We start from the raw sequence: 26,433 nt of genomic DNA on the forward strand, positions 1-26,433 counted from the left end.
GAATGAAGGATAAAAGAAAATGTTACCCTATAATCCCCCTACGGAACCATGGCTACATATACTCTACCAAGACGAGCATATTATTGTTGTCAACAAACCTAGCGGCTTACTCTCTGTGCCAGGGAAAGCCCCTGAGCACCATGACAGCATCATGAGCCGTATTCAGCGGGATTATCCTGCGGCGGAGTCCGTTCACCGTTTAGATATGGCAACCAGTGGCGTTATGGTCGTCGCGCTGCATAAAGCGGCTGAGCGTGAACTCAAGCGTCAGTTTAGGGAGCGGGAGCCGAAAAAGCACTATGTGGCTCGCGTGTGGGGTCATTTGGAAAAATCTGAGGGTTTGGTGGATTTACCGCTAATTTGTGACTGGCCGAATCGCCCTAAGCAGAAAGTCTGTTTTGAAACGGGGAAATCGGCGCAAACCGAATACCAAGTTTTAGAATATGAAGAGCAGGCAACGCGAGTCAAACTTTCGCCAATTACGGGACGCTCTCATCAGCTACGTGTGCATATGCTCGCGCTGGGACATCCTATTCTTGGTGACAGATTTTATGCCCATGAAGAAGCATTAGCATTGGCGCCACGTTTGCAGTTACACGCGCAGGAGCTGTATATCACTCACCCTGAGTATGGCACGCCAATGCATTTTACTTGCCCGCCAGATTTCTAATCTAATTGAAGCGCTTAGGCTGGTTTAAGCGCTTCAATTATTTAAAAGCTTAAGTTATTTAAAACTGAAGTTATTTAAAAACTGAAGTTATTTGAAACCCTTCTCTTTTTTAACAAGATCATAAGCCGCCTGAATTGACTGTGCTTTTTGCTTAGCAATTTCCATCATCTCTGGCGGTAACCCTTTAGCAACCAGCTTATCGGGATGATGCTCACTCATCAGCTTACGGTACGCTCGCTTAATTTTCGTTGGGTCATCATCGACGGAAACCCCAAGTACCTTACAGGCATCTTCCAGCGTAGGGCCATTATTTTGTTGGTAATAGCCTCCAGACTGCTGCTGAGAATAACCATGACCAAACTGGCGACCGCTTTGGATCATATCTAAGAATTGCTCAAACTGAATTTGGGAGATACCCAGCTCTTCCGCAATAATAAATAGCACTTTTCGTTCGTTAGGATGTAGGGTTCCATCCGCGAAAGCAGCTTGTAATTGAATTTCCAGAAACATCTGAACAAGGTCAAAACGACCATAACAAGCCATACGTAATTGTTTAAGAACATCACGCAGTGGAAAGTCTGGGGATTTCCCCTCTCTAAAGGCTTGTTGAGCGGCTTTGCGAGTTTCTCCGTGCAGTTGCATTCTGTCCATCAGGTTCGATGCTAACTGGATATCAGTCTCGGTGACACGCCCTTTTGACTTGGTTAAATGCCCTAATATTTGAAAGGTACTTGCGAAGAAAATAATTTGTCTGTCGCGCTTATTGAAGGCGCCAGCGAACTTACGTTGAGCCGAAGCCTTATCAAAACCGTGCCCAATCAGTAAGCCGGCTAATGCTCCCCAAAACCCTAAACCGGAGACAATAGCGAGTATCACCCCAATAATTTTACCCCAATAGTGCATATATCCCTCAATTCTTCAATGCTCAGAATGCAATTTTGCATTATCATACTATCCATTCTGCTTTTGTGCATAACGATAAAGAGCCTAACAAGTTGCTAACTACGTTTATTCCAGTTTTGATATTATACTGGCGAAAACGGGTTGGCTAAGATAGTCTTTGAGCGTTTGCCGACTGTGCCCATTTGACGGACTCCCTATTTAATGATGAAGAAAAGTTATCCCACAATAATCGCCACCATGGTATGGGCGGCTATTTATAGCCAGCAAGCACATGCTGATCTTGCAGCACAATGTATGCTTGGGGTGCCTGTTTATGACAAACCTATTATCTCTGGTGATCAAAATAGCTTACCGATTGAGATTCAAGCTGACGACGTCACAGGGGAATACCCTAATTTTGTCGAATATACTGGTAACGTTGATATTCAGCAGGGCAACCAGACTCTCACAGCAGATAACGTTAAACTGACACAAACCCAAAAAGAGGGTGAAGAACCGGTTCGTGAAGTGACGGCGACGGGGAATGTCCATTACGATGACCCTCAAATTATCCTGAAAGGCCCTTCAGCGTGGTCAAACTTAGATAATAAAAACACTGACGTTGATGACGGTAACTACATGATGGTAGGTCGTCAAGGTCGCGGTGACGCGAAAAAAATGAAAATGCGAGGTGAAAACCGCTATTCCATTATGGAAAACGGGACTTTCACCAGCTGCTTACCGGGCAGTAATACATGGAGCGTTGCTGGCTCTGAAGTGATTATTGACCGCGAAGAAGAAGTCGCAGAAATTTGGCATGCTCGTTTCCGTATCGCAGATGTGCCTGTGTTCTATAGCCCATATATGCAGTTACCGATTGGTAGCAAGCGCCGTTCTGGTTTCTTAATCCCAATGGGAAGCTATTCAAACAACGACGGGTTAGAGTTCACGCTGCCGTATTATTGGAACATCGCACCAAATTACGATGCGACGATTACGCCACAATTTATGACCCACCGAGGCGTAAAATTAAATAACGAATTCCGTTATTTAATCACACCAGGTACGGGGACCATCGCATTTGACTTTATTAACCACGATCGTGCTTATATTAAAGATAAAGAAAATGGTAAGCGTGATGCCCGTGACAGTGATGACCGCTGGTTATTCTACTGGCGCCACTCAGGGACCTTTGCTCAGCACTGGAACTTTGGTGCCGACTACACCAAAGTAAGTGACCGTCAATACTTTACTGATTTTAGCTCTCAGTATGGTAGCACCACCGATGGCTATGCCACCCAGAAATTTAACGTCGGCTATTCTGATACCAATTGGAACATGAAAGTGTCTCACAAACAGTTCCAAATCTTCGTTGATGACCCGAACCGTCGTGCTTATAAAGCTGAGCCACAAATCGATTTTAACTATTACCAAAATGACGTCGGTATGTTGGATTTCCATACCTACGCACAAGCTGCACGTTTTACCAGCGTAGGTGAAAATAACCCAGATGCAACCCGTTTGCATATCGAGCCAGAAGTCAGCATGCCGCTGTCTAACGGTTGGGCGCAAATGAACAACAGCATCAAGCTGATGGCGACGCATTACGACCAAGATATTCCTGATGTCAAAAAAAATAGTAGCTTAGATAAAAATGTCACCCGCGTGCTGCCTATGTTTAAGAGTGATGCGAAGGTGGTATTTGAGCGCGACTTATTCCAAGGCAGTGATTTTGTTCAAACTTTAGAGCCACGAGTTCAGTATTTATATATTCCGTATAAAGATCAGGACAATATCAATAACTACGACTCCGCACTATTACAGTCTGACTATACAGGTCTGTTCCGCGATCGTATTTACAGTGGTTTAGACCGTATCGCTTCTGCGAACCAGTTCACAACTGGTTTAACCACCCGTATTTATGATGAAAATTTAGCTGAACGCTTCAATTTCTCCGTCGGGCAAATTTACTATTTAGAGCGCCCACGTGCGGGTAACTCAAACCTGAAAATCGATGATAAGAGTGATACAGGTTCATTAATGTGGGCAACCGATGCCATGTGGCACATTGATGAAAACTGGGGGATTCGTGGCGGGTTACAATATGACCGCCGCCTTGGTAGCGTCACCATGGGGAACGCAGTTACTGAATATCGCTTTGATGCCGATAGACTGATTCAACTGAATTACCGTTTTGTTGACCGTGACTATATTCAAGCGACGTTCCGCCGTGAAGATACTGCGGGTGGTTATACCTACACATTACCAGAATACCAACAAGGTATTTCACAAGTAGGCACCGTGGTAAGTTGGCCATTAAGTGATAACTGGGGCTTTGTTGGCTCTTATTATTACGATACTAAGCAGCAACAATCGGCGAGCCAGCTTGTCGGATTACAATACAATGCCTGCTGTTGGGCGGTGAATTTAGGGTATGAACGTAAGATTGTGGGTTGGCAAAAAGAGAAGTTCAACAGCGAATATGACAATAAATGGTCTATCAACGTGGAACTTAGAGGCCTAAATAACAATCATAGTTTAGGTAGTCAGGAGATGTTGAAACAAGGTATTATTCCTTATCAACGTGCTTTCTGATAACAAACAACATAACGATCACGATTAGCCCGCATATGCGGAATAAAAGTCAATTTTATAGGACCATTATGAAGAATTGGAGAACGCTTATTCTGGGACTGATGTTCGCAAGCTCTGCAAGTTTAGCTGCGCCACAGCAAATGGATAAAGTGGCTGCGGTTGTCAACAACGGAGTTGTACTTGAAAGCGACGTCCAGAATATGATCAATACAGTGAAGTTGAATGCACGTAATGCAAATCAACAAGTTCCTGATGATCAAACCCTGCGCCAGCAAATCATCGACCGTTTGGTTATGGATAACATCATGTTGCAGATGGCTAACCAAATGCAGATTAATATCCCTGAAGAAGCTGTGAATGCGACTATCGCGGATATTGCTCGCCAAAACAATTTAACCTTACCGCAGATGGAAAAACGCCTGACTGCGGATGGTATCAATATGGGCAAATACCGCAGCGAAATCCGTAAGGAAATGCTGTTAGCGGAAGTGCGTAATAACGAAGTTCGCCGCCGTATCACCATTTTGCCTCAGGAAGTTGATGCATTAGCTGAGCAAATGGATTCTCAAATGAATGCTCAGAAAGGCGTAAATTTAAGCCACATTCTGATCCCACTGCCAGAGAACCCAACGCCAGAACAGTTATCAAAAGCAGAATCGTTAGTTGATAAAATCTTAACTGACCTGAAAAAAGGCTCTGATTTCGGTAAATTAGCGATTGCTTACTCTGCTGACCCTCAAGCACTGAAAGGTGGAAACATGGGTTGGTCACGTTTGCAAGAGCTGCCAGTGGTCTTTTCTGACCAACTGAAAAACTCGAAGAAAGGCGATATCGTTGGTCCAATTCGTTCTGGTGTAGGCTTCCATATTTTACGTGTCAATGACGTTACTGGTGATACTCACCAGCCAATATCCGTCACCGAAGTGAAAGCGCGTCATATCTTACTGAAATCATCACCAATTATGGATGATGCAACAGCAAGACAAAAACTGACTCAACTGGCTCAAGAGATCCGTAACGGCAGAATTTCATTTGAAGAAGCGGCTAAAGAAAACTCCGAAGATCCAGGTAGTGCATTAAAAGGTGGGGAATTAGGTTGGAATATGCCTGATGTTTACGACCCTGCATTCCGTGATGCACTGATGAAACTGAAAAAAGGTGAAATCAGCCAACCTGTACCTTCAAGTTTCGGCTGGCACTTAATTCAGTTAGAAGATACTCGCAGCGTTGATAAAACTGATGCCGCGAAGAAAGATCAAGCGTACCGTTTACTGTTCAATCGTAAGTTTAACGAAGAAGCGCAGACTTGGATGCAAGAACAACGCGCTGCGGCTTATGTGAATATCGTTGATGGTCGCCAAAGCCAATCTAATGATGAACAAGCAAAATAAGCCAATCGTCATCACCCCCGGTGAACCTGCCGGGGTAGGCCCAGATCTTCTGATCCAACTCGCTCAGCAGGCATGGCCTGTCGAGCTTGTGGCTTGCGCAGACCCAGACCTGCTTATTCAACGCGCTAAAACTCTCAATTTACCGCTAACATTACGCGAATATGATGCAAAACAGCCACAGACTTCCGTCGCAGGGCAGTTATCGATTGTTCCCGTTTCACTGAGTGTACTGGCAGAAGCTGGAAAACTCGATGTTCGTAATGGTGAATATGTTACTGAAACTTTAGCCCGCGCTTGTGATGGCTGTTTGAATGGTGAATTTTCTGCCATCGTAACGGGGCCTGTTCACAAAGGCATTATCAATGACGCTGGTATTCCATTTAGTGGACATACCGAATTTTTCGCAGATAGAAGCCACTGTGACCGCGTTGTGATGATGCTTGCAACACAAGAATTACGTGTCGCTTTAGCGACCACGCACCTGCCGCTAAAAGATGTCTCCGAGGCAATTACCCAACAAAGCTTGCATGAAGTGATCACCATTTTGCATCATGACCTGCAAACCAAGTTTGGTATTGAAAACCCGCACATTTATGTTTGTGGGCTTAACCCTCATGCCGGAGAAAGCGGACATATGGGAATGGAAGAGATTGAAACCATCATTCCAGCCCTAGAAACCTTGCGTAAACAAGGTATTACCTTAATCGGTCCTTTACCCGCAGACACGCTTTTCCAACCGAAGTATTTAACCGATGCAGACGCCGTATTAGCGATGTATCACGATCAGGGGCTACCTGTGTTAAAATACCAAGGTTTCGGCAGAGCGGTAAATATTACCCTTGGTCTGCCATTTATCCGTACTTCCGTCGATCACGGCACAGCGCTTGAATTAGCAGGTACGGGTCAAGCCGATGCGGGCAGTTTCGTCACCGCATTGAAATTAGCTATCCAAATGACACAAAAGAATTCATGAATAATCGAGTCCATCAGGGGCACCTTGCCCGCAAACGTTTCGGGCAGAACTTTTTAACTGACCAATTTATTATCGACAGTATTGTAGATGCAATGCACCCACAACCAGGACAAGCCATTGTAGAAATTGGTCCGGGTCTTGGGGCATTAACTGAACCTGTTGGTAGCCGCATGGATAAAATGACGGTTGTCGAACTTGACCGCGACCTTGCCGCTCGTCTGCATGTCCATCCACAGCTGAAAGACAAGCTAACCATCATCCAGCAAGATGCGATGACTGTCGATTTTGGTGAACTGGCGAAACAAGCTGGACAGCCAATACGCGTATTTGGTAATTTGCCTTATAACATCTCAACACCGTTGATGTTCCACCTGTTTACATTCACCAACCAAATTTCCGACATGAATTTCATGTTGCAAAAAGAAGTGGTTAATCGATTAGTAGCAGGTCCTGGAAGCAAAGCTTTCGGTCGTTTAAGCGTAATGGCGCAATATTACTGCAATGTTGTTCCTGTGCTTGAAGTTCCGCCTACTGCCTTTGCGCCACCACCAAAAGTGGACTCTGCGGTAGTAAGATTGATCCCTCACAAGGAAAATCCATACCCAGTGAAGGATATTAAAGTATTGAGCCGTATTACGACCCAAGCATTTAACCAACGTCGTAAAACTATCCGCAATAGTCTTGGGGATTTATTCAGCGTTGAGCAGTTAACCGAACTGGGTATCGACCCGGGAACGCGCGCTGAGAATATCTCCGTTGAGCACTATTGTAAGATGGCAAACTATCTGTGTAATTTATCGGAATAGAGAATCTGAGGAGGCACTATGCTGAATGATCCCAATGTGAGCATCCAAGTTCAAAGTGTCTACATAGAAAGCCAATCCCAGCCCGACATTGCCCGTTTTGTCTTTGCGTATACTATTTGTATCCGCAATTTAGGGCGAATTCCTATACAGTTAATGAGCCGTTACTGGCTCATTACCAATAGTGATGGCCGTAAAACTGAAGTGCAAGGTGAAGGCGTGGTGGGTGAACAACCCGTTATCCTACCGGGCAAAGAATATCGCTATACCAGCGGTGCTATCTTAGAAACACCAATGGGTACGATGGAAGGCTATTACGTTATGCTGAGCGATCAAGGAAATCATTTTCATGTTGATATTCCTGCATTTCGCCTCGCTATCCCAACACTGATTAATTAATTATGTCCACATACATTGTAGGTGATATACACGGTTGTTATCGTGAGCTGCGGGAACTTCTCGATAGCGTGAATTTCGATCCACAGCAAGATACATTGTGGCTAACGGGTGACCTTGTTGCTCGTGGACCCGAGTCATTGCAAGTCTTACGCTATGTGAAAAGTTTAGGCTCATCAGCACGATTAGTGTTAGGCAACCATGACCTACATTTAATTGGTATCTACTGCAAAATCAGTCGCAATAAGCCTAAAGACCATCTTGATGAGCTACTCAATGCGCCCGATATCGATGAACTCATCAATTGGTTACGCCGTCAGCCACTTTTACAAGTCGATGAAGAGCAAAAAATGGTCATGACCCACGCTGGCATTACGCCACAGTGGGATCTCGAAACCGCAAAAATGTGCGCTCGCGAAGTGGAAGCCGTGCTTTCAAGCGATGCATATCCGCTATTTATTGACTCTATGTATGGCGACATGCCAAACAATTGGTCTGAAAGTTTGATGGGATTGGCGCGTTTACGCTACAGCACCAATGCCCTCACCCGCCTGCGTTATTGTTTTCCAAATGGGCAACTGGACATGATCTGTAAAGAGAGCCCAGCTAAAGCTCCTGCTCCACTGAAGCCATGGTTTTCTCTACCAAGTCAATTCCCTGAAGATTACGCCATTTTCTTTGGTCATTGGGCATCATTGGAAGGTAAGTTTACACCGGAACATGTGTATGCGATGGATACTGGCTGTTGCTGGGGAGGGGATTTAACGCTACTTCACTGGGAAACTAAAACATTCCATAGACAGAAATCTCACCAGAAACGTCGCAAAGAGTGAGTGTTTACTCTAGATACCAAATGATAGATAGCAAAATGGCACCTAACAGTGCCATTTTTGTTGACTAGAGCAGCGACGGTTAAACGCGACGAGTCAGAACTTCAATGCAGAAACCGTGGCTATTCGCTTCGTCTGCCTCATGATATTCAGTGAAAATAGAGTCCCATTCATCAGGCTCGTAAGCAGGGAAATGTGTATCCCCAATCACTTCAGCATCCACGTGAGTCAAATAGAGTTTATTCGCCATTGGAAGGAATTGTTGATAAACCTTACCACCACCAATCACCATAATCTCATCAGCACCTTCAACTGCCTTCGCGGCTTCTAATGCTTCTTCAACTGATTTAACCCAGATAACACCAGTTTCTGTGCCTGCTTGGCTACTTAAAACAATATTGACACGCTGCGGTAAAGGACGACCTAGGGCTTCATAAGTCACGCGTCCCATAATCACAGGTTTATTCAATGTTTGACGCTTAAACCACGCCAAATCACCTGGTAAATTCCAAGGCATCGCATTTTCCATGCCGATAACCTGATCGAACGCCATTGCTGCGATTAAGCTAATATTCATCTAACCACCTTAGAAACGAAATATAAAAATTGTGCACACTATACGGAAACAGACATACTTCGTCGACTAAATTTAATCTTCCTTAAATACCACTCAATCCCTTATACTCGAACGACTCAAGTCAATGCACTAAACGATGTTTACAACGCTTTTAGTCCCTTATTACTCAGTTTAGTTCAACCTAAAATAAAGAGATTACATTATGTATCAGACCAGTATCATGGTCGCGACGATTGCCGCCCTTGGCATGATCTCACCAGGTCCAGATTTCTTTTTAATTATCAAGAATGCAGCGCGTTACCAACGTTCCGCAGCCATGATGACCGCCTTCGGTATTATCGTTGCTATTGCACTTCATATGTCTTATTGCGTGGCAGGGCTCGCCGTATTGATTACCACCACGCCATGGTTATTTAATATTCTTAAATATGCTGGCGCGGCGTATTTAATCTGGATTGGGATTAAAAGCCTGATGCCGCAAAAGGCTCAGAGTGTTGATTTAATGAGCAATCAACATGAGCATGTCACATTCAAAAAAGCGTTCATGCAAGGTTTCTTATGTAACGTCTTAAATCCTAAGGCAACTTTATTCTTCTTAGCGATTTTTACTCAAGTGCTTAGTGTGGATTCGACATTCTCAGAAAAGCTCTGGTTCGCCTTTATTATTTGGGGTCTTGCTGTGATTTACTGGCCAATTTTGGTGTGCTTAATTCAAAGTGCCCCCGTTAGAAAAGGGCTAGCGAAAGTACAAAAATATGTGGATAAAGTCCTTGGCGTGGTGCTAGTAGCATTCGGTATACGCGTAGCATTAAGCTAATCTTTAACGTAAAAAAGCCCGCTAATTGCGGGCTTTTTCTAATGTTTCAATTAGTTACTACCATCTTCAGGTGTAATAACCAGTTGTCCCACTGAGCCTAAATCTGCTTTTTCAAGGTTTTGGCTATAAAACAGGAATGGGAAATGGTTGTAAGACGGCTGCAGCATCTGCACAAGTAGTTCACAGCGCCCATCAATCCAAACCGTATCTTTCCATCCAAAGTTATCTGGCTGAGCTGGCTGCCCATTACAGTTGATCACTTTAAAGCGAACACCTTCAATGTGGAAAGATTGAGGCTGTTGACTGCTGACATTCCAACGCTCCCAACTGCCTTGGCGAGAAGTAATATCCACACGCCCCGTATCCAATTTTACGCCATTGATGCCTACTGGATCATTTAGTTGGATATCACGGTTAGTAATCGAGGAGGTAATCTGTGTCGTATCCAAAACTAATTGTTTTGGAACATCATCCGTCACCAATGACATTAATCCCGTCGCTTTGATGGTTAGCACATTGGTGGAAATTAAATTATTCGACGGTTCAAATAGCCCTTTTACGCGATCCATCAACGAGGCAGATTCCCCTGCTGTAATCGTCAGTTCAGCAGTTTTCGCCATATCAATCAGCACTTCACGACGTTCTCCCGGTGCAAGTGAAAGTTCTTGTACGCTGGCAGGCACCGTTAGCAATCCTTGGTCTGATGCTATCATCACGAAAGGACGGCCATCGCTGATTTTCATCACATAGCGTCTGGAGTTAGACGCGTTTAATAATCTTAAACGTACCCAACCACGAGAAACTTCGACATAGGGATCTTGCACACCGTTAACCACTAATGTATCCCCGAGGAATCCATTCTCATCAGTGTGATATTCAGGAACGCCAAAGTTATCCAAACGTTTGTCTTGAATAATAATCGGGAAATCATCTACGCCGTAATGTTTTGGTAAACGTAACTCTTTTGTGGAATCATCATCAATAATCCACATTCCCAGTAAACCATTGTAGATTTGCTGTCCCATTTTACCTTGAGTATTCGCGTGATACCAAAGCGTTGCCGCATTTTGGCGAATAGGGATCACCGGCGACCAATCTGCATTTGGCGAAATTTGTCTCGCTGCACCACCAATTTGCGTGCCAGGGATCTGCAACCCGCTAATCGTCATTGAAACGGCATCCTGTAATCTATTGCTATAGATTAATTTGAGGTCATCTCCGTTTTTTACGCGAATAGTGGGTCCAGGATAAGAACCATTAATCCCTAAAACTTCCGCTGAATATTTACCATCGAAAGACCAATGGATTTTTTGTAATGTTAAAAAGAGTGGCTGTCCCGAACGGGATTCTAGCAAGGGTGGAACAGGGAGTGCGGTCGTTCCTTCTGCACTCGCATAAGTTGATACCTGCAATAAGCACACAGCCAACCCGCTAATCAGCAATGATCGGCAACGACTGAATAACATAGATTCTCCGCTAAATAAAAAACCAGCAAATTATTTTAATAAATCATTACAAATTAGTGATTTATAAGAGTATTTTTAGGTATGTGCTGGTGATACCACTATTTGGAATTCAATAATTTATCTTGCGACAAATTTGCGAGCCATCATATCGCGAAAGGGCATGGAATTCTAAAAATATATGTATCAATAATTAAAATATAATAAATTTGAGTGGTAATAATTACGAGTGGGATTATATGACGGAGAAAATAGTGGAGCAAAAGTCTCGCAGTGAAAATAACATCGCCAGAATAACATAGTGGGAAGTTCTGAATGACCTTCCCACTATCGATATCAATTAACTTAGTAAAATCATAGAACTTAGTAAAAGTATGAAGATTAGCGTTTATTCAGCTCTTCAACTTCTTTATCTAACTCTTTAATTTTAGCTTCCATCAAGTCATGACAATATTCCGACAGCTCACGAACCTGATCTTTAGAGTATTTCGAGGTATCTATCGGATCCAACATTTCAATAATCACATGACCATTATTCCAACGGTTCAAGCTAATTTTGTTTTGTGTTGTAGACACACACACAGGCACAATTGGCACACCAGCAGCAATCGCAGCATGGAATGCGCCCGTTTTAAATGGCAGTAAACCACGACCACGGCTACGAGTTCCTTCAGGGAACATCCAGACTGAAATCTTACGAGATTTAATCTGCTCGGCAACTTGGGAAATAGTGTTATGGGCTTTCGAACGGTTACCACGGTCAATCAAAATATTTCCCGTGATCCAATACAAGAAGCCAAAGAATGGGATCAAAACAAGGCTTTTTTTACCCACAGTAACGGTTCTTGGTTGAACACCATTCGACATAGTGACCATGTCATAGTTATTTTGGTGGTTACCGATATAAATACTTGGACCGTAATCCTTTGCCTTAGCCGGAACACGGTCAATCATTTTAATACCGAACACATGGGACAAACGCCCAAACATACGACCAAACGTCATCACATGTCTTGGATTTCGTGGGCTAAATAGGCAGTAGATACTGCCACCTACACACACACAAATCGTAAATATGATCACAATGATAGCTCTAATTAGCGCTAGCATAATATTCCTTAACTTATGAAAAGGGCTTTAACCAAGCCCTTGAATTATTGTTATTTTTACTCTGTATCCACAGAATCAACATCAATACGTTCAATGTTATGTAAACCACGCGGTAACGATGTTCCTTTACGTCCACGCTCTGCACGGTATTTCTGTAAGTCTTCTGATTTAAATTTCAGTTTACGCTTACCAAAATAGAGTGTGATCGAGGCTTGAGGTGGGATCACCATTAACCAAACCAGTAAGTCTTCACCACTTGCGGCTTGCGCCCCTGTGATGTTAATAATTTTATTCCCCTTCCCTTTGGATAATTGTGGGAGGTCAGACACAGGGAATAATAACATGCGACCGGCTTTCGTGATGGCTAATAACAAATCTTCTTTTTCGTTATTTAGCTCAATCGGCGCCATGACTTTTGCATTTTCAGGCAACGACATCAACGCCTTACCGGTTTTATTCTTCGTCACCAAATCATTAAAGGTGCAAATAAAACCATAACCCGCATCAGACGCCATTAAGTATTTCTGCTCTTCAGGCGCCATCAGGACATGCTCAATCGTTGCGCCCGGTGGAAGTGTTAATTTCCCTGTTAACGGCTCGCCTTGGCTACGTGCAGAAGGTAATTCCAGCGGGTCGACAGAATAGCTACGTCCAGTGGTATCAAGGAATACCGCCGCTTGATTAGACTTACCACGGGCGGCGCCTTTAAAGCTATCCCCCGCTTTGTAGCTCAGATTACTTGGCTCGATATCATGCCCTTTCGCACTACGCACCCAGCCCATGTCAGACAAGACGACAGTAATCGGCTCCGAAGGCAGAATTTCATGCTCGCTAAGCGCTTTGGCTTCTTCGCGCTCTTGCAGCGGCGAACGACGATCATCACCATAGGCTTTAGCATCTGCCTGAATCTCTTTCTTAATCAAAGTATTCAGACGAGCTTCTGAGCCTAAAATGGCTTGTAACTCATCGCGCTCTTTGGCTAATTCATCCTGTTCACCGCGAATTTTCATCTCTTCAAGTTTCGCTAAGTGACGCAGTTTTAATTCTAAAATCGCTTCGGCTTGGGTATCGCTAATATTAAAGCGCGACATTAAGACGGCTTTTGGCTCATCTTCATTACGAATGATTTCAATGACTTCATCGATATTCAAATAAGCGATGAGTAAACCATCCAAAATATGTAGGCGTCTTAATACTTTTTCTAAACGGTGGTTTAAGCGATTGCGTACTGTTTGACGACGATACGTGATCCACTCGGTGAGGATCTCAACCAATCCTTTCACTGCCGGACGGTTATCTAAGCCAATCATGTTTAAGTTAACACGGTAGCTTCTTTCAAGATCTGTCGTTGCAAACAAGTGGGTCATCACTTGATCAAGATCCACGCGGTTGCTGCGAGGAACGATCACTAAACGCGTTGGGTTTTCATGATCTGATTCATCACGCAGATCTTCAACCATTGGCAGCTTTTTCGCGCGCATCTGGTTTGCAATCTGCTCTAGGATTTTAGCCCCGGAAACTTGATGAGGCAGCGCTGTGATTACCGCATTACCATCTTCTTTTTCCCATACCGCACGCATACGCACTGAGCCACGACCGTTTTGGTAAACCTTACGGATATCTTCCGGTGACGAGATAATTTCAGCTTCCGTTGGGTAATCCGGTCCCGGAATAAACTGCATAATCTCATCAAGATTTAACTTTGGTTTTTCCAGTAGCGCCACCAGCGCACTTGCCACTTCGCGCGCATTGTGTGGTGGAATATCGGTCGCCATACCCACGGCGATCCCCGTAGTACCATTTAATAAAATATTTGGCAGACGGGCAGGCAACATTTTCGGCTCATTTAATGTACCGTCAAAGTTAGGTACCCAATCAACGGTACCGTGACCTAATTCGCTGAGCAGAACTTCTGCATATTTTGATAAGCGAGACTCGGTATAACGCATCGCAGCGAAGGATTTCGGATCATCTGGAGCCCCCCAGTTTCCTTGACCGTCAACCAAAGGATAACGGTAGGAGAATGGCTGCGCCATCAACACCATCGCTTCATAACAGGCGATATCACCGTGCGGATGATATTTACCTAATACGTCACCGACGGTTCTGGCTGATTTCTTATATTTTGCCGTGTTGCTCAGCCCCAATTCGGACATGGCATACACAATTCGGCGCTGAACAGGTTTAAGTCCATCGCCGATAAATGGCAACGCTCTATCCATGATGACGTACATCGAGTAGTTCAGATAGGCGTTTTCAGTAAAGGCATGAAGCGGTAAACGCTCCACACCGTCATGAGTAATTTCACTCATTCAATACGTTCCTTACTCTTATTCATCCGATTATGATCAGACCTCAATTTCTGCCGTATCGCCTTTTTCTTGCAGCCAGTTACGACGATCTTCCGAGCGTTTTTTAGCCAGAAGCATGTCCATCTTCGACATAGTTTCTGTGTAATTATCATCATCGATAGTTAACTGAACGAGGCGGCGAGTATTTGGATCTAACGTCGTTTCACGCAATTGTGGCGGGTTCATTTCACCCAGTCCTTTAAAGCGCTGGACGTTTGGTTTGCCTTTTTTACGGCTTAATCTTTCCAATACCGCATTTTTTTCACTTTCGTCTAATGCGTAGTAAGTCTCTTTGCCTAAATCGATACGATACAGTGGCGGCATTGCCATATAGACATGCCCCTCTTTGACCAATTTAGGGAAATGGCGCACAAACAAGGCGCACAGCAATGTGGCAATGTGCAGTCCATCGGAGTCCGCATCCGCGAGGATACAGACTTTCCCATATCGGAGCTGAGAAATATCTTCGCTATCAGGATCCATACCAATCGCGACAGAAATATCGTGAACTTCTTGAGAGGCTAAAACCTCATCAGAAGAGACTTCCCACGTATTGAGGATCTTACCGCGCAGCGGCATGATGGCTTGATATTCACGATCACGAGCTTGTTTTGCTGATCCACCTGCCGAGTCCCCTTCCACTAAGAACAGTTCTGTCATGGAGAGATCTTGAGAGCTACAATCCGCTAATTTACCCGGCAATGCTGGGCCACTCGTGAGTTTCTTACGCACCACTTTTTTCGCCGCACGCAGGCGACGCTGGGCGCTAGATATCGCCATTTCAGCCAATTGCTCAGCAACTTGAACATTCTGGTTTAGCCATAAGCTAAAGGCATCTTTCACCACACCAGAAACAAAAGCTGCACATTGACGGGAAGAAAGACGCTCTTTCGTCTGCCCTGCAAATTGTGGATCTTGCATTTTCACAGATAAAACATAGGCGCAGCGATCCCAAATATCATCCGCAGATAGCTTCACTCCGCGCGGCAAAATATTACGAAATTCACAGAATTCACGCATCGCATCGAGTAAGCCTTGGCGTAACCCATTAACGTGAGTACCGCCCTGCGCTGTTGGGATCAAGTTAACGTAGCTTTCCGTTAGTAGCTCACCACCTTCGGGCAGCCATAATAGCGCCCATTGAGCAGCTTCAACTTCAGCAGAAAATTCACCCGTAAACGGCTTGGCAGGCAGTGCTTCAAAGCCATCCACCGATTCCATTAAGTAGTCGGTTAACCCATCGCTATAGCACCAGCTTTGCTCAGTTTCATTGAGCAGATCCTTAAACGTAATTTGTACGCCAGGGCATAAAACAGCTTTTGCTTTTAAGTTATGAGTTAAGCGCGAAACGGAGAAACGCGGGCTATCAAAATAGCTTTCATCAGGCCAGAAATGGACACTGGTTCCGGTGTTGCGTTTGCCACAAGTACCAATGACTTGTAAATCTTCGACTTTTTCGCCATTTTCAAACGCAATTTGATAAACTTGGCCATCACGGCGCACGGTGACTTCAATACGCTTTGATAACGCATTGACCACGGAGATACCAACACCGTGCAAACCACCCGAAAATTGATAGTTTTTATTGGAGAATTTTCCCCCAGCATGCAGTTGCCCTAAAATCAGTTCAACCGCGGAGACTTTCATTTCTGGGTGGATATCAACAGGCATACCACGCCCATCATCAATCACTTCGAGGGATTGATCGGGGTATAAAATCACTTGGATGTGTCTGGCATGTCCAGCTAAGGCTTCATCGACACTGTTATCAATTACTTCTTGAGCCAAATGGTTCGGTCGGCTGGTGTCGGTATACATGCCAGGACGACGGCGAACAGGCTCCAAACCACTGAGAACTTCAATGTCCTCTGCGTTATAACTAGATTGAGTCATGTTGTCATTCTGCGGTAATAGATGATTAATTGAACTATACCCTAAATAATTCAAGAAGATTGGGTATATTCAATCAGTGAATTACTGTTGATAATAACAGTGTATTGGCGTTTTCGCACTATTTCTCTGCGTTATCAACCAGAGACAAAAAGCGAATGATCTGCGGGAAATAACGTTCAAACCCAACAAATGCATGATCCCCATCCGGTTCCACCGTTTGCTTACACTCTGAAAGATAGGCAACGGCTTGACGATAATCAAGTACCTCATCCCCCATTTGCTGCAATAACCAAAGTAAGTTTGGTGAACGTATCTTTTCGAGATACAACGCCTTCAATTCATGCATATGTTTGGGTTCTAACACATACGTTTCATGGGTATATGGATTGGTATTTTCCCCAAGATAATCGCTGAGCAAATCAAACGGACGTACCGCTGGGTTCACTAATACTGCGGGAATTTGGTAGCGCTCAGAAAAATAAATGGAAAAATAACCACCCAATGAAGAACCCACTAAACCGATTTTTTCATGCTGATGTTCAGCAAGAATATCATCGAGTAATTTTGTCGCTTGCTGCGGAAAATTAGGCAATTGCGGAACAATCATATTGATTTGAGGATAATGCACTGCCAACCACTGTTTAAGATTATTTGCTTTCTCAGACTGTGGAGAGCTATTGAATCCATGAATATACAGTAATGTTGCCATTAGTAACCATCTGAATCAAAGTCAGGACTAAATTCCTGAGTATTTAAACGATAAACTTGGGTTTCAATCACTTTTTCCCCTTGCTCATTCACCGTTAATTCTAGATAGCGCCAGCCTGGAGCAACCGTATCTAAAGCAAAGTTGGTACAGTGTGGCTTGAACTGTACACAGGTCGATGGCGTTGCTAACAGGCGGATGCCGTGCCAGTTTTCATCCATCTCTTGGTGAATATGTCCACATAGCATCGCTTTCACATTGGGGTAGCTTTTAAGATAGTCCGCCAAAATATGTGAATTTCGTAAACTATGCTGATCTAGCCAAGTGCAGCCTGAAGGTAATGGATGATGATGCAGCATAATCAGTGTCGTGCGTGTCGGCTGCTCGTCTAAACACTGCTTCATCCATTCCAGTTGCTGCTCAGAAAGCTCGCCATGAGCAACATCTTGTAATTGGCTATCTAGCATTAAAATTTGCCAGTCATCACAAATAAAGACCTGCTTCGCACTCGAAATACCGGCAATTTTTAAGGTACCGACCATCGCAGGGGGATAATCGTGATTTCCAGGTAGCCAAACACAAGGTGCAGGAATGCGTTCAATCCCAGCCGCAAAATGTTGATAGGCTTTAGGTGATTGGTCTTGAACGAGATCCCCTGTGGCGACGATTAAATCGACAGGTAAGTTTTGTTCTGCAATCGCATCAAGTACCGCCTGATAGCTTCGGTAAGTATTGATCCCTAAAAGGGTGTTTTCCGTATCAGCAAAAAGATGCGTATCAGTAACTTGTAAGATTCTAATAACTTTAGGGTTATTAGCAGTCACTTTAAGCTGGCTGTCCAAAGTATTCCTTTATCCTTAAAAATAGCGCTAAGTATTATCACCTAAACCATCAAGTACATAGGTCACTGATTTTAACCTAACTATCCATTCAATATCTGCTAATCAGCACACACTTCACTAGATTAATGGTTATTTAAATCAGTTTCACCCATTTTTCTTGCAGCTTTTGGTGATTCAGTTGTAGCCATTGAATGGCTATCACGGTTGCCGCATTATCAATTTTGCCCTCTTCAACCCATTGATAAGCTTGCTCTCGGCTCACGACATGCACTCGGATATCTTCATTTTCTGAGGCTAAGCCATGAATGCCTTTTGCCAACGAGCTATCGACCTCTCCAACAAAAACATGAATCCGCTCGCTGGTGCCACCAGGGCTTGATAAATAGCTAATCGATTTTTCTATGCGTCCAATAGTGAGACCCGCTTCTTCCGTTGATTCGCGACGAACCACCTCTTCAGGGGATTCGTTGCCTTCAATCATTCCCGCCACTATCTCTAACAACCATGGCGTTTCGCTTGATTCAAAAGCAGGGAATCGAATTTGCTCGATTAATACGACATTATCGGTTTGTGGATCATAAGGCAGTATTGCCCCCGCATGCCCTCTTTCAAACACTTCGCGAACAATTTCTTTGCTCCAGCCCCCCTCAAATAATCGATGTTTAAATCGATATTCAATCATTTGAAAAAAACCGTTAAATAATTTACGCTTAGATATAATTTCAATATCATTTTTACTGTATTTAATCGGATTTTCGATTTTATTATTCATTGATAGTCTCCTAATCCTTTCATTTTTATACTAACAAAGATGAAAGGATTAAATCAGTTTTTAAGGTTTTTTAACCTTAGATGAGGTAATGTTTAAACAAATTGAGACTAAATGGCACAAAAGGCTACCGTTTTCCGTGCCACACCTCTGTTACAATGTGCGCCATTATTCAAATTTATGAGCAACAATAGGGTCTGTTTTGAGAACGGTCTCTCTTTTCAGAGTTCCAACAGCCTATCATCGTCCTTAACATGATAAGTTTTAGACAACAGGCTCCATATAATTTGCTGTTTAATCAAGGAATCAAAATGAAGAAACTGCTTCCCCTTTTTATTGCGATGAGTTTTGTGGGTCTCAGTGCTAATAGTTACGCAGAAGATTTACTTCAGGTTTACCAAAAATCCAAAGAGAGTAACCCGGAACTCAGAAAATCATTTGCTGAGCGTAATCAAGCTTTTGAGAAAATCAATGAAGCACGTAGCCCGCTGTTACCGCAATTAGGCTTAGGCGCTGGAGCAACCTATGGCAGCGGTTACCGTGATGCTAGCAACACAGAAAGCACAGGTCTTAATGCATCATTGAAATTGACCCAGATTGTATTTGATATGTCAAAATGGCGTCAGTTGGATCTTCAAGAAAAAACCGCAGGAATTTCTGATGTTACCTATCAGACAAGCCAGCAACAGCTTATTTTAGATACCGCAACGGCTTATTTTAACGTATTGAAAGCCATTGATGCGTTATCTTACATCCAAGCCAACAAAGAAGCGGTTTACCGCCAGTTAGACCAAACAACGCAACGTTTTAACGTCGGTTTAGTCGCAATCACTGACGTGCAAAACGCCCGTGCAAATTACGATAGCGTGATTGCACAAGAAGTCGCGGGTCGCAATGATTTAGTTAACGCAGTTGAAAAACTTCGCCAAGTCAGTGGTGTTTACTACAGCCAGTTAGCGTCTTTAAATATCGACCGCTTCAAAACTGCTAATCCAGACGATGTTGAATCTATCTTAAAAGAAGCCGAACAACGTAACCTGAGCTTACTGAGCGCCCGCTTAGCGCAAGACGTTTCTCGTGAAAACATCCGTTTAGCAGAAACTGGTCATATGCCAACTGTAGGCTTAGATGCATCAACTAGCGTAGCAAACACTTATAACCACGGTAGCGGTTACGATCGTACCGGTGGCGCAAATAACAGCTACAATGGCCAAAACAGCATTGGTTTAACCTTAAGCCTGCCATTATATTCAGGTGGAATGGTTAGTTCACAAGTTGAACAGGCACAATATGGTTTCCAAAGTGCGAGTGAACAACTGGAAAGCGTTTACCGTAACGTCATCCAATTGGTTCGTTCATCGTATAACAACGTGACATCATCAATCAGTAGCATCAACGCTTATAAACAAGTTGTTGTTTCAGCCCAGAGCTCATTAGATGCAATGGAAGCTGGCTACCAAGTGGGTACTCGTACTATCGTTGACGTGTTAACAGCAACAACTGCGCTGTATCAAGCGAAGCAAAACCTGTCTAACGCCCGTTACGATTATATGATCAACCAACTGAACATCGAATTTGCGCGTGGTACGTTAAACGAAGATGATATTGCTCGTTTAAATGCTAGCTTAGGTAAAGAGATCCAAACTTCACCTGACAGCATTATTCGCAACTCGACTGCACCCCAAATTAAATAATCATTTAATTTAGTCGATGAAGATAGCTCGCCCAAATGGCGGGCTATTTTTTTAGCTCAATCATCCAGACACTTATTTTAAAATAACGCGAATTTGTCTGTTCTCTAAATAATGAATAACTTACCGTATTATTTATTCATCTAATTCTTAAAATTCAGTCAATTCTGACTGAGGTTAATTGAGACTATAGTCAAAAAATCGTCATAATTAATTTATTGATATCAAAGAAAAATAGGAATTACTCGGCATTAGATTTCACCAACAACATGCAAAAATGGAATCAATTTCGCTAATTCCATCATTTCCCATTATTTGTGCAGCATTTGTACTTTAATTTTTATCCTATATCCCCTATTCTAAGGGCAACATCTCGAACCTCTTACTTATTATTTATTCAAGGTAATTACCATGACCATGAAGCGTACCAAAAATATTAATCAGAACGCCTTCCGTAAGTCTTGGCGCTCATACCGTTTAGCCCCTGTCGCTGTAGCGGTCAGTGCTGTATTTATGCTCTCTGCGTGTGAAGAGAGCGATGAAACTGTGTCTCTGTACACTAACGCTCAAGACTGTAGCCAAGCAAATCCATCTCAAGCAGATCAATGCACCCTTGCGTATAACAACGCATTGAATGAAGCTGCTAAAACAGCGCCAAAATACGCAACTCAAGAAGATTGCGTAGCGGAATTTGGTGAAGCAATGTGTACTCAGGCTCCAGCTCAAGCAGGTATCGCAGGTACAAGCACACCAGCAGCCGGCGAGCCAGCGGCTCAATCACAAAGCAGTGGCAGCATGTGGATGCCATTAATGATGGGCTACATGATGGGTCGTATGATGGGCGGTAGCGCACCATCTCAACCGCTGTTTAGCTCTAAAAACCCAGCAAGCCCAGCAAATGGTAAATTTGTTGATGCAACGGGTAAAAGTTATGGTCCAGCCGTTGCCGGCGGTCGTTCAATGAGCGTACCAAAAACTGCGATGGCACCAAAACCTGCCACCACCTCCACTATTACTCGTGGCGGCTTCGGTGACACAGTCAACAAACAAGCGACAGCGCAACGCTCATCTTCGTCCGCGAAATCCAGCTCATCCTCTTCCCGTTCAATGGGTGGTTGATAAGTAATGAAACGTGTTCCTATTGTAGAGCGTCCTAACTGGCGCGAAAAAGCGGATGAGTTTGGTTTTCACTTCCACACTATGTACGGCGAACCGTACTGGTCTGAAGATGCCTATTACCAATTCACGCTAGCGCAAGTTGAAGAAATTGAAGAAGCTACCGCTGAAATTCACCAAATGTGTTTAAAAGTGGTTGAGCGCGTTGTTGAAAGCGACGAATTACTCGCTCGCTTCCAAATTCCTAAACACTGTTGGGAATTTGTCCGTAGTTCGTGGAAAAGTGAGCAGCCTTCATTATATTCCCGCCTAGACTTAGCTTACGATGGCGTAAATCCACCTAAGCTACTGGAAAATAATGCGGATACACCAACATCACTGTATGAGTCAGCGTTCTTCCAATGGATTTGGTTAGAAGACCAAATCGAAGCTGGAAAACTGCCAGAAAATGCTGACCAGTTTAACAGCATCCAAGAACAGCTGATTGAGCGTTTTGGTGAGCTGAAAGATCAATATGGTTTCCGCTTGCTACATATGGCTTGCTGCCAAGATACCGAAGAAGATCGTGGCACAGTCCAATATCTGCAAGACTGTGCGAATGAAGCTGGCGTAGCGACCGAATTCCTGTATATAGATGAAATCGGGCTGGGTGAAAAAGGTGAATTCACCGATACACAAGATCAGGTCATTAGTAACCTGTTCAAACTGTATCCATGGGAATTTATGCTCAGAGAAATCTTCTCAACCAAGCTGCAAGATGCGGGTGTACGTTGGTTAGAGCCAGCATGGAAAAGTATTATTTCCAACAAAGCGTTGCTGCCAATGTTATGGGAAATGTTCCCTGATCATCCAAACTTGTTACCAGCCTACTTTGCGGATGGTAACAAACCAGAGCTTGAAAGCTATGTGATTAAACCGCTATTTTCTCGTGAAGGTGCGAATATTCGCGTCATCGAAAATGGCAAAGAAATTGCTTCTGCGGATGGCCCTTATGGTGAAGAAGGGATGATTATCCAGCAATTCCACTCACTGCCAAAATTTGAAGGCAGCTATACATTAGTGGGCAGCTGGTTAGTTAACGACCAACCTGCGGGCATCTGTATTCGCGAAGATAAAGAACTGATTACTCAGGATTTATCACGTTTCTACCCACATATCATTATCGACTAATATTTCGTAGTTTGATAAAAATAGGGTATCTGATAAAAAGAAAGCGGCAACGAGCTATTTCGTGCCGCTTTCTTATTTTTTATACTCAGTATTAACCAACTTTAAAGCATTAATCGATTCGAAAATATTAGCCAATTTGCACTGACAACATACTCAGCGATGCAGAAACAATGCCTTCCACAGGCGTAGTTATCCCTTCTTCACCATCCCAAGTTCCTAAAATAGGTAAAATAGGTAAAAAGTGTTCCGGAGATGGATTCGATAATTTACCATCTTCACGATCTAACCCTTTTGTAAGCGGATGCGGCTGCTCGTGACTGCGTAAATTGTCATACACGAACTGCTCAAAAGAGGTTGCCCAAGGATAAGGTGCTGCATTAGCATTTTGCCAATCCATCGCTCTTAAATTATGAACCACGTTACCGCTGCCCATAATCAATACCCCTTCATTTCGTAATGTCGCCAGCTTTTTCCCCAGCTCATAATGCCAAGCCGCCGGTTTCGACCCATCAATACTGAGCTGAATAACGGGGATATCCGCTTGAGGATACATACGGACTAAAATTTCCCATGTACCGTGATCAAGCCCCCACTCCTCTTTATCTTGATAAATTGGTTCTGGAGACAGTAATTCAGCCACCTGTTTAGCCAGTTCTGGAGAGCCTGGTGCTGGATACTCTATTTGGTATAAAGCTTCAGGGAAACCACCAAAATCATGGATAGTTTTCGGTTTAACCATCGCGGTGATCGCCGTTCCACGGGTATACCAGTGTGCTGAGATCACCAAAATCGCACGCGGTCTAGGCAAGGTTTTGCCCAGTTTTTCCCATGCTTCAGTGTATGAATTATGGTTAATCGCGTTCATCGGACTACCATGACCGATAAATACCGCAGGCATTCGATGGGTTAAGTGTTGGTTATTTGTCGACATGATGACCTCAATTCCACAAAAAGGATAATGAGTATCAGCATACCCTTTTTTAGAAAAAACACAGTGGGAGAATTATGAGAATGATCATCAAAAAATTTGAAGAGGCCACAAAGGTGTGCAACTTTGTGGCCGATAACTCTATAAGCAAAACGTTTTAAAAACCTAGCAAATTAGCTGGCTTTTTTTTCCAACTGAAGGCGGTAGTTCACTAAGTCTTCGATAGTCACAACGGTCATGTTGTGCTCACGAGCAAACTTCACCACATCTGGCGCACGCGCCATGCTGCCATCATCGTTGGTTAACTCACACAGTACTCCAGCGGGTTTGAAACCTGCCAGTACAGCTAAGTCGATTGTCGCTTCAGTATGACCACGGCGAGTTAATACCCCACCCTCACGAGCGCGCAGAGGGAATACGTGACCTGGACGGTTAATGTCCGCAGGTACCGCGTTATCCGCAATTGCGGTTTTAATCGTTGTGATACGGTCAGCCGCAGAAACGCCTGTTGTTACGCCTTTTGCCGCTTCGATAGTGACCGTAAAACCGGTTTGGTTTTGGCTGGTGTTTTTCTCCACCATCATCGGAATATCAAGCTGCTTACGGCGTTCTTCCGTAATACACAGGCACACAATGCCGCTGCTATAGCGAATGGTCATTGCCATTTGCTCGGTGGTCATGGTTTCTGCTGCAAACACTAAGTCACCTTCATTCTCACGATCTTCATCATCGAGAACTAAGATACCTTTGCCTTGGCGCAGGGCTTCAATTGCATTTTCAACACGCTCGGTTGGATTACCGAATTCGGAAAGTAGCGTCTGATTCATGGTAAAAACCTTCTTAAATTAACAATATTTGAGTTACCAGAACCAGGGCAGTCTTAGGAGTACGAGAAATGAATAAACATAACGACTTCACAGCCGTTTCGCCATTCAATATGTAGAACAATGTTGCACCCAATAGGTACAAACATGCAGATACAGTGATTCTCTCCCATCCGGACTATAACCGTCGGCTCCAGATTCACACTGGATCTGCTGACCTTTCCTATCCATGACAATAATGCCAAAGATAACAAAGCGCTCGCGGGCTTCATGCGCGATGCATGTTACCGCCGGTGGGGACTTTCACCCCGCCCTGAGATTACGCAATCAATATAACTCCAATAATTCAATGGTGCAACGAACAAACGATAAACTGGAAACTTACTCACACTTTTCGCCAATAAAAACAAGATGAAGCAGTGTGTTTCCATAATAATAGAAGAAGGTGGTTTATTCATAACGCCGCAGGTATTACACTACCCCACATTATTTATTGTGAAACTGACGCTATCTTAAAGCTGATGTTATATTGAAACTGAAGGACCCGCGAATGCTCGATCCGAAAAAAATTGAACAAGTTGCCCGCCAAATTCAAGGTGCATTACCAAAAGGCGTGCGTGACTTAGGTGAAGACTTTGATAAAAAGCTTCGTTCACTGCTGCAATCTCAGCTTGGTAAATTAGATTTAGTCAGCCGAGAAGAGTTTGATATTCAAACACAAGTTTTACTGCGCACTCGCGAAAAACTGATGAAAATGGAGCAGCGCGTTAGCGCACTTGAAGCCCGTTTTTCAGATGAAAAAGTGATTGAAGAAAAACAAGAAGATTGATTCAAAAATTACAGTGCCCTGAATGTTTTAATTAAATTTCAGGGCACGTTTACCTTGCAAATACCTTTTTACTTCGAAATAAGCTCACGTTCTAATAATTGAACAATATATTGATTTTTAGATAAATTATTAGCGGTTGCTATTGCATCTAGACGTGGCTCCAAATGGCTGGGATATCGCAAAGTAAAAGACCTAATCGTCTCTTGGTCTTTAAAGGGTTTAATTCCCTCTTCCTGACAAGTCAGTACATATTCCCCCAGTGAAATTTTCGCTTCTTGTATTAATCCCTCGATACTATCTGAGACAAAATCACAATAGCCTGTTACATCTAAAAACTTACCTCTAAATGCTTTAATTTCAGATTCATAAGCGACAGACGCCGGATGCCCGTCGATTATCATGACATTGCTTCCTTTAATCATATTTCACTCCAATTACATTCTCAAACCATTCACGTAAGCCACTAATAGCACCTTTATCCATTACATTACCTGGATGGGGTTCATGCGTCTGAAACAAAGAGCCGAACAAAATAAATTTTCGCCGTGAACCATTACCATTTTTAACTTTTCCACCTAAATTACAAATTAGGCTTAAGACATCATCCCATTTAATTCCAGATTTTGGCGGTATAGTGAGTATATCCACCATTGTCTTACGGTGCTTAGAAGACAGTTCCATCATTTTTATCATCATCTATCCTATGACATCCAATCTAGTGGTTATAGAATAAATGATGATAGAGTGACGTCAATTATTGACGTCACAATAAGCTAACATTTAAGAAAAACTATCACAAACAAAAAA

25 protein-coding genes and 1 riboswitch are annotated in these 26,433 nt (G+C 43.5%); of the genes, 12 read left to right on the forward strand and 13 right to left on the reverse strand.

Annotation, left to right across the window (positions count from 1 at the left end):
• Window positions 1-19: 19 nt before the first annotated feature.
• Window positions 20-670 carry a bifunctional tRNA pseudouridine(32) synthase/23S rRNA pseudouridine(746) synthase RluA gene (gene rluA / locus ACIH2S_RS15640; protein ID WP_108478478.1) on the forward strand — a complete coding sequence of 217 codons (651 nt, stop codon included), beginning with the start codon at window positions 20-22 and terminating at the stop codon, window positions 668-670.
• Window positions 671-757: 87 nt separating this feature from the next.
• On the opposite strand, the gene djlA is transcribed toward rluA, so the two are convergent.
• On the reverse strand, window positions 758-1,573 hold the full coding sequence (gene djlA, locus ACIH2S_RS15645; RefSeq protein ID WP_036956297.1) for a co-chaperone DjlA: 816 nt from the start codon (window positions 1,571-1,573) through the stop codon (window positions 758-760).
• A 204-nt stretch (window positions 1,574-1,777) separates the two neighbouring features.
• Here djlA and lptD point away from each other — a divergent pair, with 204 nt between their 5' ends.
• The 6 genes from lptD (at window position 1,778) to apaH (ending at window position 8,543) form a co-directional block, all read left to right on the forward strand.
• Entirely contained in the window at window positions 1,778-4,147 is a 2,370-nt protein-coding gene (gene lptD / locus ACIH2S_RS15650; RefSeq protein WP_195848682.1) for an LPS assembly protein LptD, read from the forward strand.
• A gap of 68 nt (window positions 4,148-4,215) precedes the next feature.
• Window positions 4,216-5,538, forward strand: a complete 1,323-nt coding sequence (gene surA, locus ACIH2S_RS15655; protein WP_036956295.1) for a peptidylprolyl isomerase SurA — start codon at window positions 4,216-4,218, stop codon at window positions 5,536-5,538.
• Window positions 5,519-6,511, forward strand: a complete 993-nt coding sequence (pdxA, locus tag ACIH2S_RS15660) for a 4-hydroxythreonine-4-phosphate dehydrogenase PdxA (RefSeq protein ID WP_108478512.1) — start codon at window positions 5,519-5,521, stop codon at window positions 6,509-6,511. Before surA ends, pdxA begins: the two co-directional genes overlap by 20 nt.
• On the forward strand, window positions 6,508-7,317 hold the full coding sequence (gene rsmA / locus ACIH2S_RS15665; protein WP_036956293.1) for a 16S rRNA (adenine(1518)-N(6)/adenine(1519)-N(6))-dimethyltransferase RsmA: 810 nt from the start codon (window positions 6,508-6,510) through the stop codon (window positions 7,315-7,317). The genes pdxA and rsmA overlap by 4 nt, the downstream gene beginning before the upstream one ends.
• Window positions 7,318-7,335: 18 nt before the next feature.
• Entirely contained in the window at window positions 7,336-7,713 is a 378-nt protein-coding gene (apaG, locus tag ACIH2S_RS15670) for a Co2+/Mg2+ efflux protein ApaG (RefSeq protein ID WP_036956291.1), read from the forward strand.
• 2 nt (window positions 7,714-7,715) lie between these two features.
• On the forward strand, window positions 7,716-8,543 hold the full coding sequence (gene apaH, locus ACIH2S_RS15675; protein ID WP_036956289.1) for a bis(5'-nucleosyl)-tetraphosphatase (symmetrical) ApaH: 828 nt from the start codon (window positions 7,716-7,718) through the stop codon (window positions 8,541-8,543).
• 79 nt (window positions 8,544-8,622) lie between these two features.
• On the opposite strand, the gene folA is transcribed toward apaH, so the two are convergent.
• On the reverse strand, window positions 8,623-9,117 hold the full coding sequence (gene folA, locus ACIH2S_RS15680; protein ID WP_036956287.1) for a type 3 dihydrofolate reductase: 495 nt from the start codon (window positions 9,115-9,117) through the stop codon (window positions 8,623-8,625).
• A 202-nt stretch (window positions 9,118-9,319) separates the two neighbouring features.
• Here folA and ACIH2S_RS15685 point away from each other — a divergent pair, with 202 nt between their 5' ends.
• Window positions 9,320-9,934 (forward strand): LysE family translocator, encoded by a 615-nt coding sequence (locus ACIH2S_RS15685; RefSeq protein WP_036956284.1) that lies wholly within the window; start codon window positions 9,320-9,322, stop codon window positions 9,932-9,934.
• A gap of 50 nt (window positions 9,935-9,984) precedes the next feature.
• Here ACIH2S_RS15685 and ftsP read toward each other — a convergent pair whose 3' ends face one another.
• From ftsP to nudF, 7 genes are all read right to left on the reverse strand, one after another.
• On the reverse strand, window positions 9,985-11,400 hold the full coding sequence (gene ftsP, locus ACIH2S_RS15690; protein ID WP_430247696.1) for a cell division protein FtsP: 1,416 nt from the start codon (window positions 11,398-11,400) through the stop codon (window positions 9,985-9,987).
• Between the two features lie 378 nt (window positions 11,401-11,778).
• Complete coding sequence (locus ACIH2S_RS15695; RefSeq protein ID WP_036956280.1) at window positions 11,779-12,507, reverse strand: 1-acylglycerol-3-phosphate O-acyltransferase; 729 nt, start codon at window positions 12,505-12,507, stop codon at window positions 11,779-11,781.
• Window positions 12,508-12,563: 56 nt separating this feature from the next.
• Window positions 12,564-14,819, reverse strand: a complete 2,256-nt coding sequence (gene parC, locus ACIH2S_RS15700; RefSeq protein ID WP_430247697.1) for a DNA topoisomerase IV subunit A — start codon at window positions 14,817-14,819, stop codon at window positions 12,564-12,566.
• 36 nt (window positions 14,820-14,855) lie between these two features.
• Window positions 14,856-16,751: a DNA topoisomerase IV subunit B gene (gene parE, locus ACIH2S_RS15705; protein ID WP_108478475.1), complete on the reverse strand. Its 1,896-nt coding sequence runs from the start codon at window positions 16,749-16,751 to the stop codon at window positions 14,856-14,858.
• A gap of 118 nt (window positions 16,752-16,869) precedes the next feature.
• Window positions 16,870-17,460: an esterase YqiA gene (yqiA, locus tag ACIH2S_RS15710; protein WP_349488026.1), complete on the reverse strand. Its 591-nt coding sequence runs from the start codon at window positions 17,458-17,460 to the stop codon at window positions 16,870-16,872.
• Window positions 17,460-18,299, reverse strand: a complete 840-nt coding sequence (cpdA, locus tag ACIH2S_RS15715) for a 3',5'-cyclic-AMP phosphodiesterase (RefSeq protein ID WP_108478474.1) — start codon at window positions 18,297-18,299, stop codon at window positions 17,460-17,462. The genes yqiA and cpdA overlap by 1 nt, the downstream gene beginning before the upstream one ends.
• Window positions 18,300-18,432: 133 nt before the next feature.
• A complete protein-coding gene (gene nudF / locus ACIH2S_RS15720) occupies window positions 18,433-19,071 on the reverse strand; it encodes an ADP-ribose diphosphatase (RefSeq protein WP_272535128.1) in 639 nt (212 codons plus the stop codon).
• A gap of 308 nt (window positions 19,072-19,379) precedes the next feature.
• Here nudF and tolC point away from each other — a divergent pair, with 308 nt between their 5' ends.
• From tolC to ACIH2S_RS15735, 3 genes are all read left to right on the forward strand, one after another.
• Window positions 19,380-20,762, forward strand: a complete 1,383-nt coding sequence (gene tolC / locus ACIH2S_RS15725; protein ID WP_036956271.1) for an outer membrane channel protein TolC — start codon at window positions 19,380-19,382, stop codon at window positions 20,760-20,762.
• Window positions 20,763-21,170: 408 nt separating this feature from the next.
• Window positions 21,171-21,878: a DUF1190 family protein gene (locus ACIH2S_RS15730; RefSeq protein WP_108478472.1), complete on the forward strand. Its 708-nt coding sequence runs from the start codon at window positions 21,171-21,173 to the stop codon at window positions 21,876-21,878.
• A gap of 6 nt (window positions 21,879-21,884) precedes the next feature.
• A complete protein-coding gene (locus tag ACIH2S_RS15735; RefSeq protein WP_036956269.1) occupies window positions 21,885-23,045 on the forward strand; it encodes a glutathionylspermidine synthase family protein in 1,161 nt (386 codons plus the stop codon).
• A 127-nt stretch (window positions 23,046-23,172) separates the two neighbouring features.
• On the opposite strand, the gene ygiD is transcribed toward ACIH2S_RS15735, so the two are convergent.
• Together ygiD and ribB are read right to left on the reverse strand one after the other, a co-directional pair.
• A complete protein-coding gene (gene ygiD, locus ACIH2S_RS15740; RefSeq protein ID WP_108478471.1) occupies window positions 23,173-23,976 on the reverse strand; it encodes a 4,5-DOPA dioxygenase extradiol in 804 nt (267 codons plus the stop codon).
• Window positions 23,977-24,146: 170 nt separating this feature from the next.
• The gene (gene ribB / locus ACIH2S_RS15745) at window positions 24,147-24,800 is read right to left on the reverse strand and encodes a 3,4-dihydroxy-2-butanone-4-phosphate synthase (protein WP_036956267.1); all 654 of its coding nucleotides are present in this window, start codon (window positions 24,798-24,800) and stop codon (window positions 24,147-24,149) included.
• A 154-nt stretch (window positions 24,801-24,954) separates the two neighbouring features.
• Window positions 24,955-25,122, reverse strand: a riboswitch (FMN riboswitch).
• A 225-nt stretch (window positions 25,123-25,347) separates the two neighbouring features.
• On the opposite strand from ribB, the gene ubiK reads away from it, so the two are divergent.
• Complete coding sequence (ubiK, locus tag ACIH2S_RS15750; protein ID WP_006662951.1) at window positions 25,348-25,626, forward strand: ubiquinone biosynthesis accessory factor UbiK; 279 nt, start codon at window positions 25,348-25,350, stop codon at window positions 25,624-25,626.
• A 68-nt stretch (window positions 25,627-25,694) separates the two neighbouring features.
• Here the strand turns inward: ubiK and ACIH2S_RS15755 are convergent, their stop codons facing one another.
• The gene (locus ACIH2S_RS15755; RefSeq protein ID WP_036956266.1) at window positions 25,695-26,048 is read right to left on the reverse strand and encodes a type II toxin-antitoxin system HicB family antitoxin; all 354 of its coding nucleotides are present in this window, start codon (window positions 26,046-26,048) and stop codon (window positions 25,695-25,697) included.
• Window positions 26,041-26,319: a type II toxin-antitoxin system HicA family toxin gene (locus ACIH2S_RS15760; RefSeq protein ID WP_036956265.1), complete on the reverse strand. Its 279-nt coding sequence runs from the start codon at window positions 26,317-26,319 to the stop codon at window positions 26,041-26,043. The genes ACIH2S_RS15755 and ACIH2S_RS15760 overlap by 8 nt, the downstream gene beginning before the upstream one ends.
• Window positions 26,320-26,433: the final 114 nt, after the last annotated feature.

The sequence above is a fragment of the Providencia lanzhouensis genome, assembly GCF_050469745.1.
In the GTDB taxonomy this organism is placed as follows: domain Bacteria; phylum Pseudomonadota; class Gammaproteobacteria; order Enterobacterales; family Enterobacteriaceae; genus Providencia; species Providencia lanzhouensis.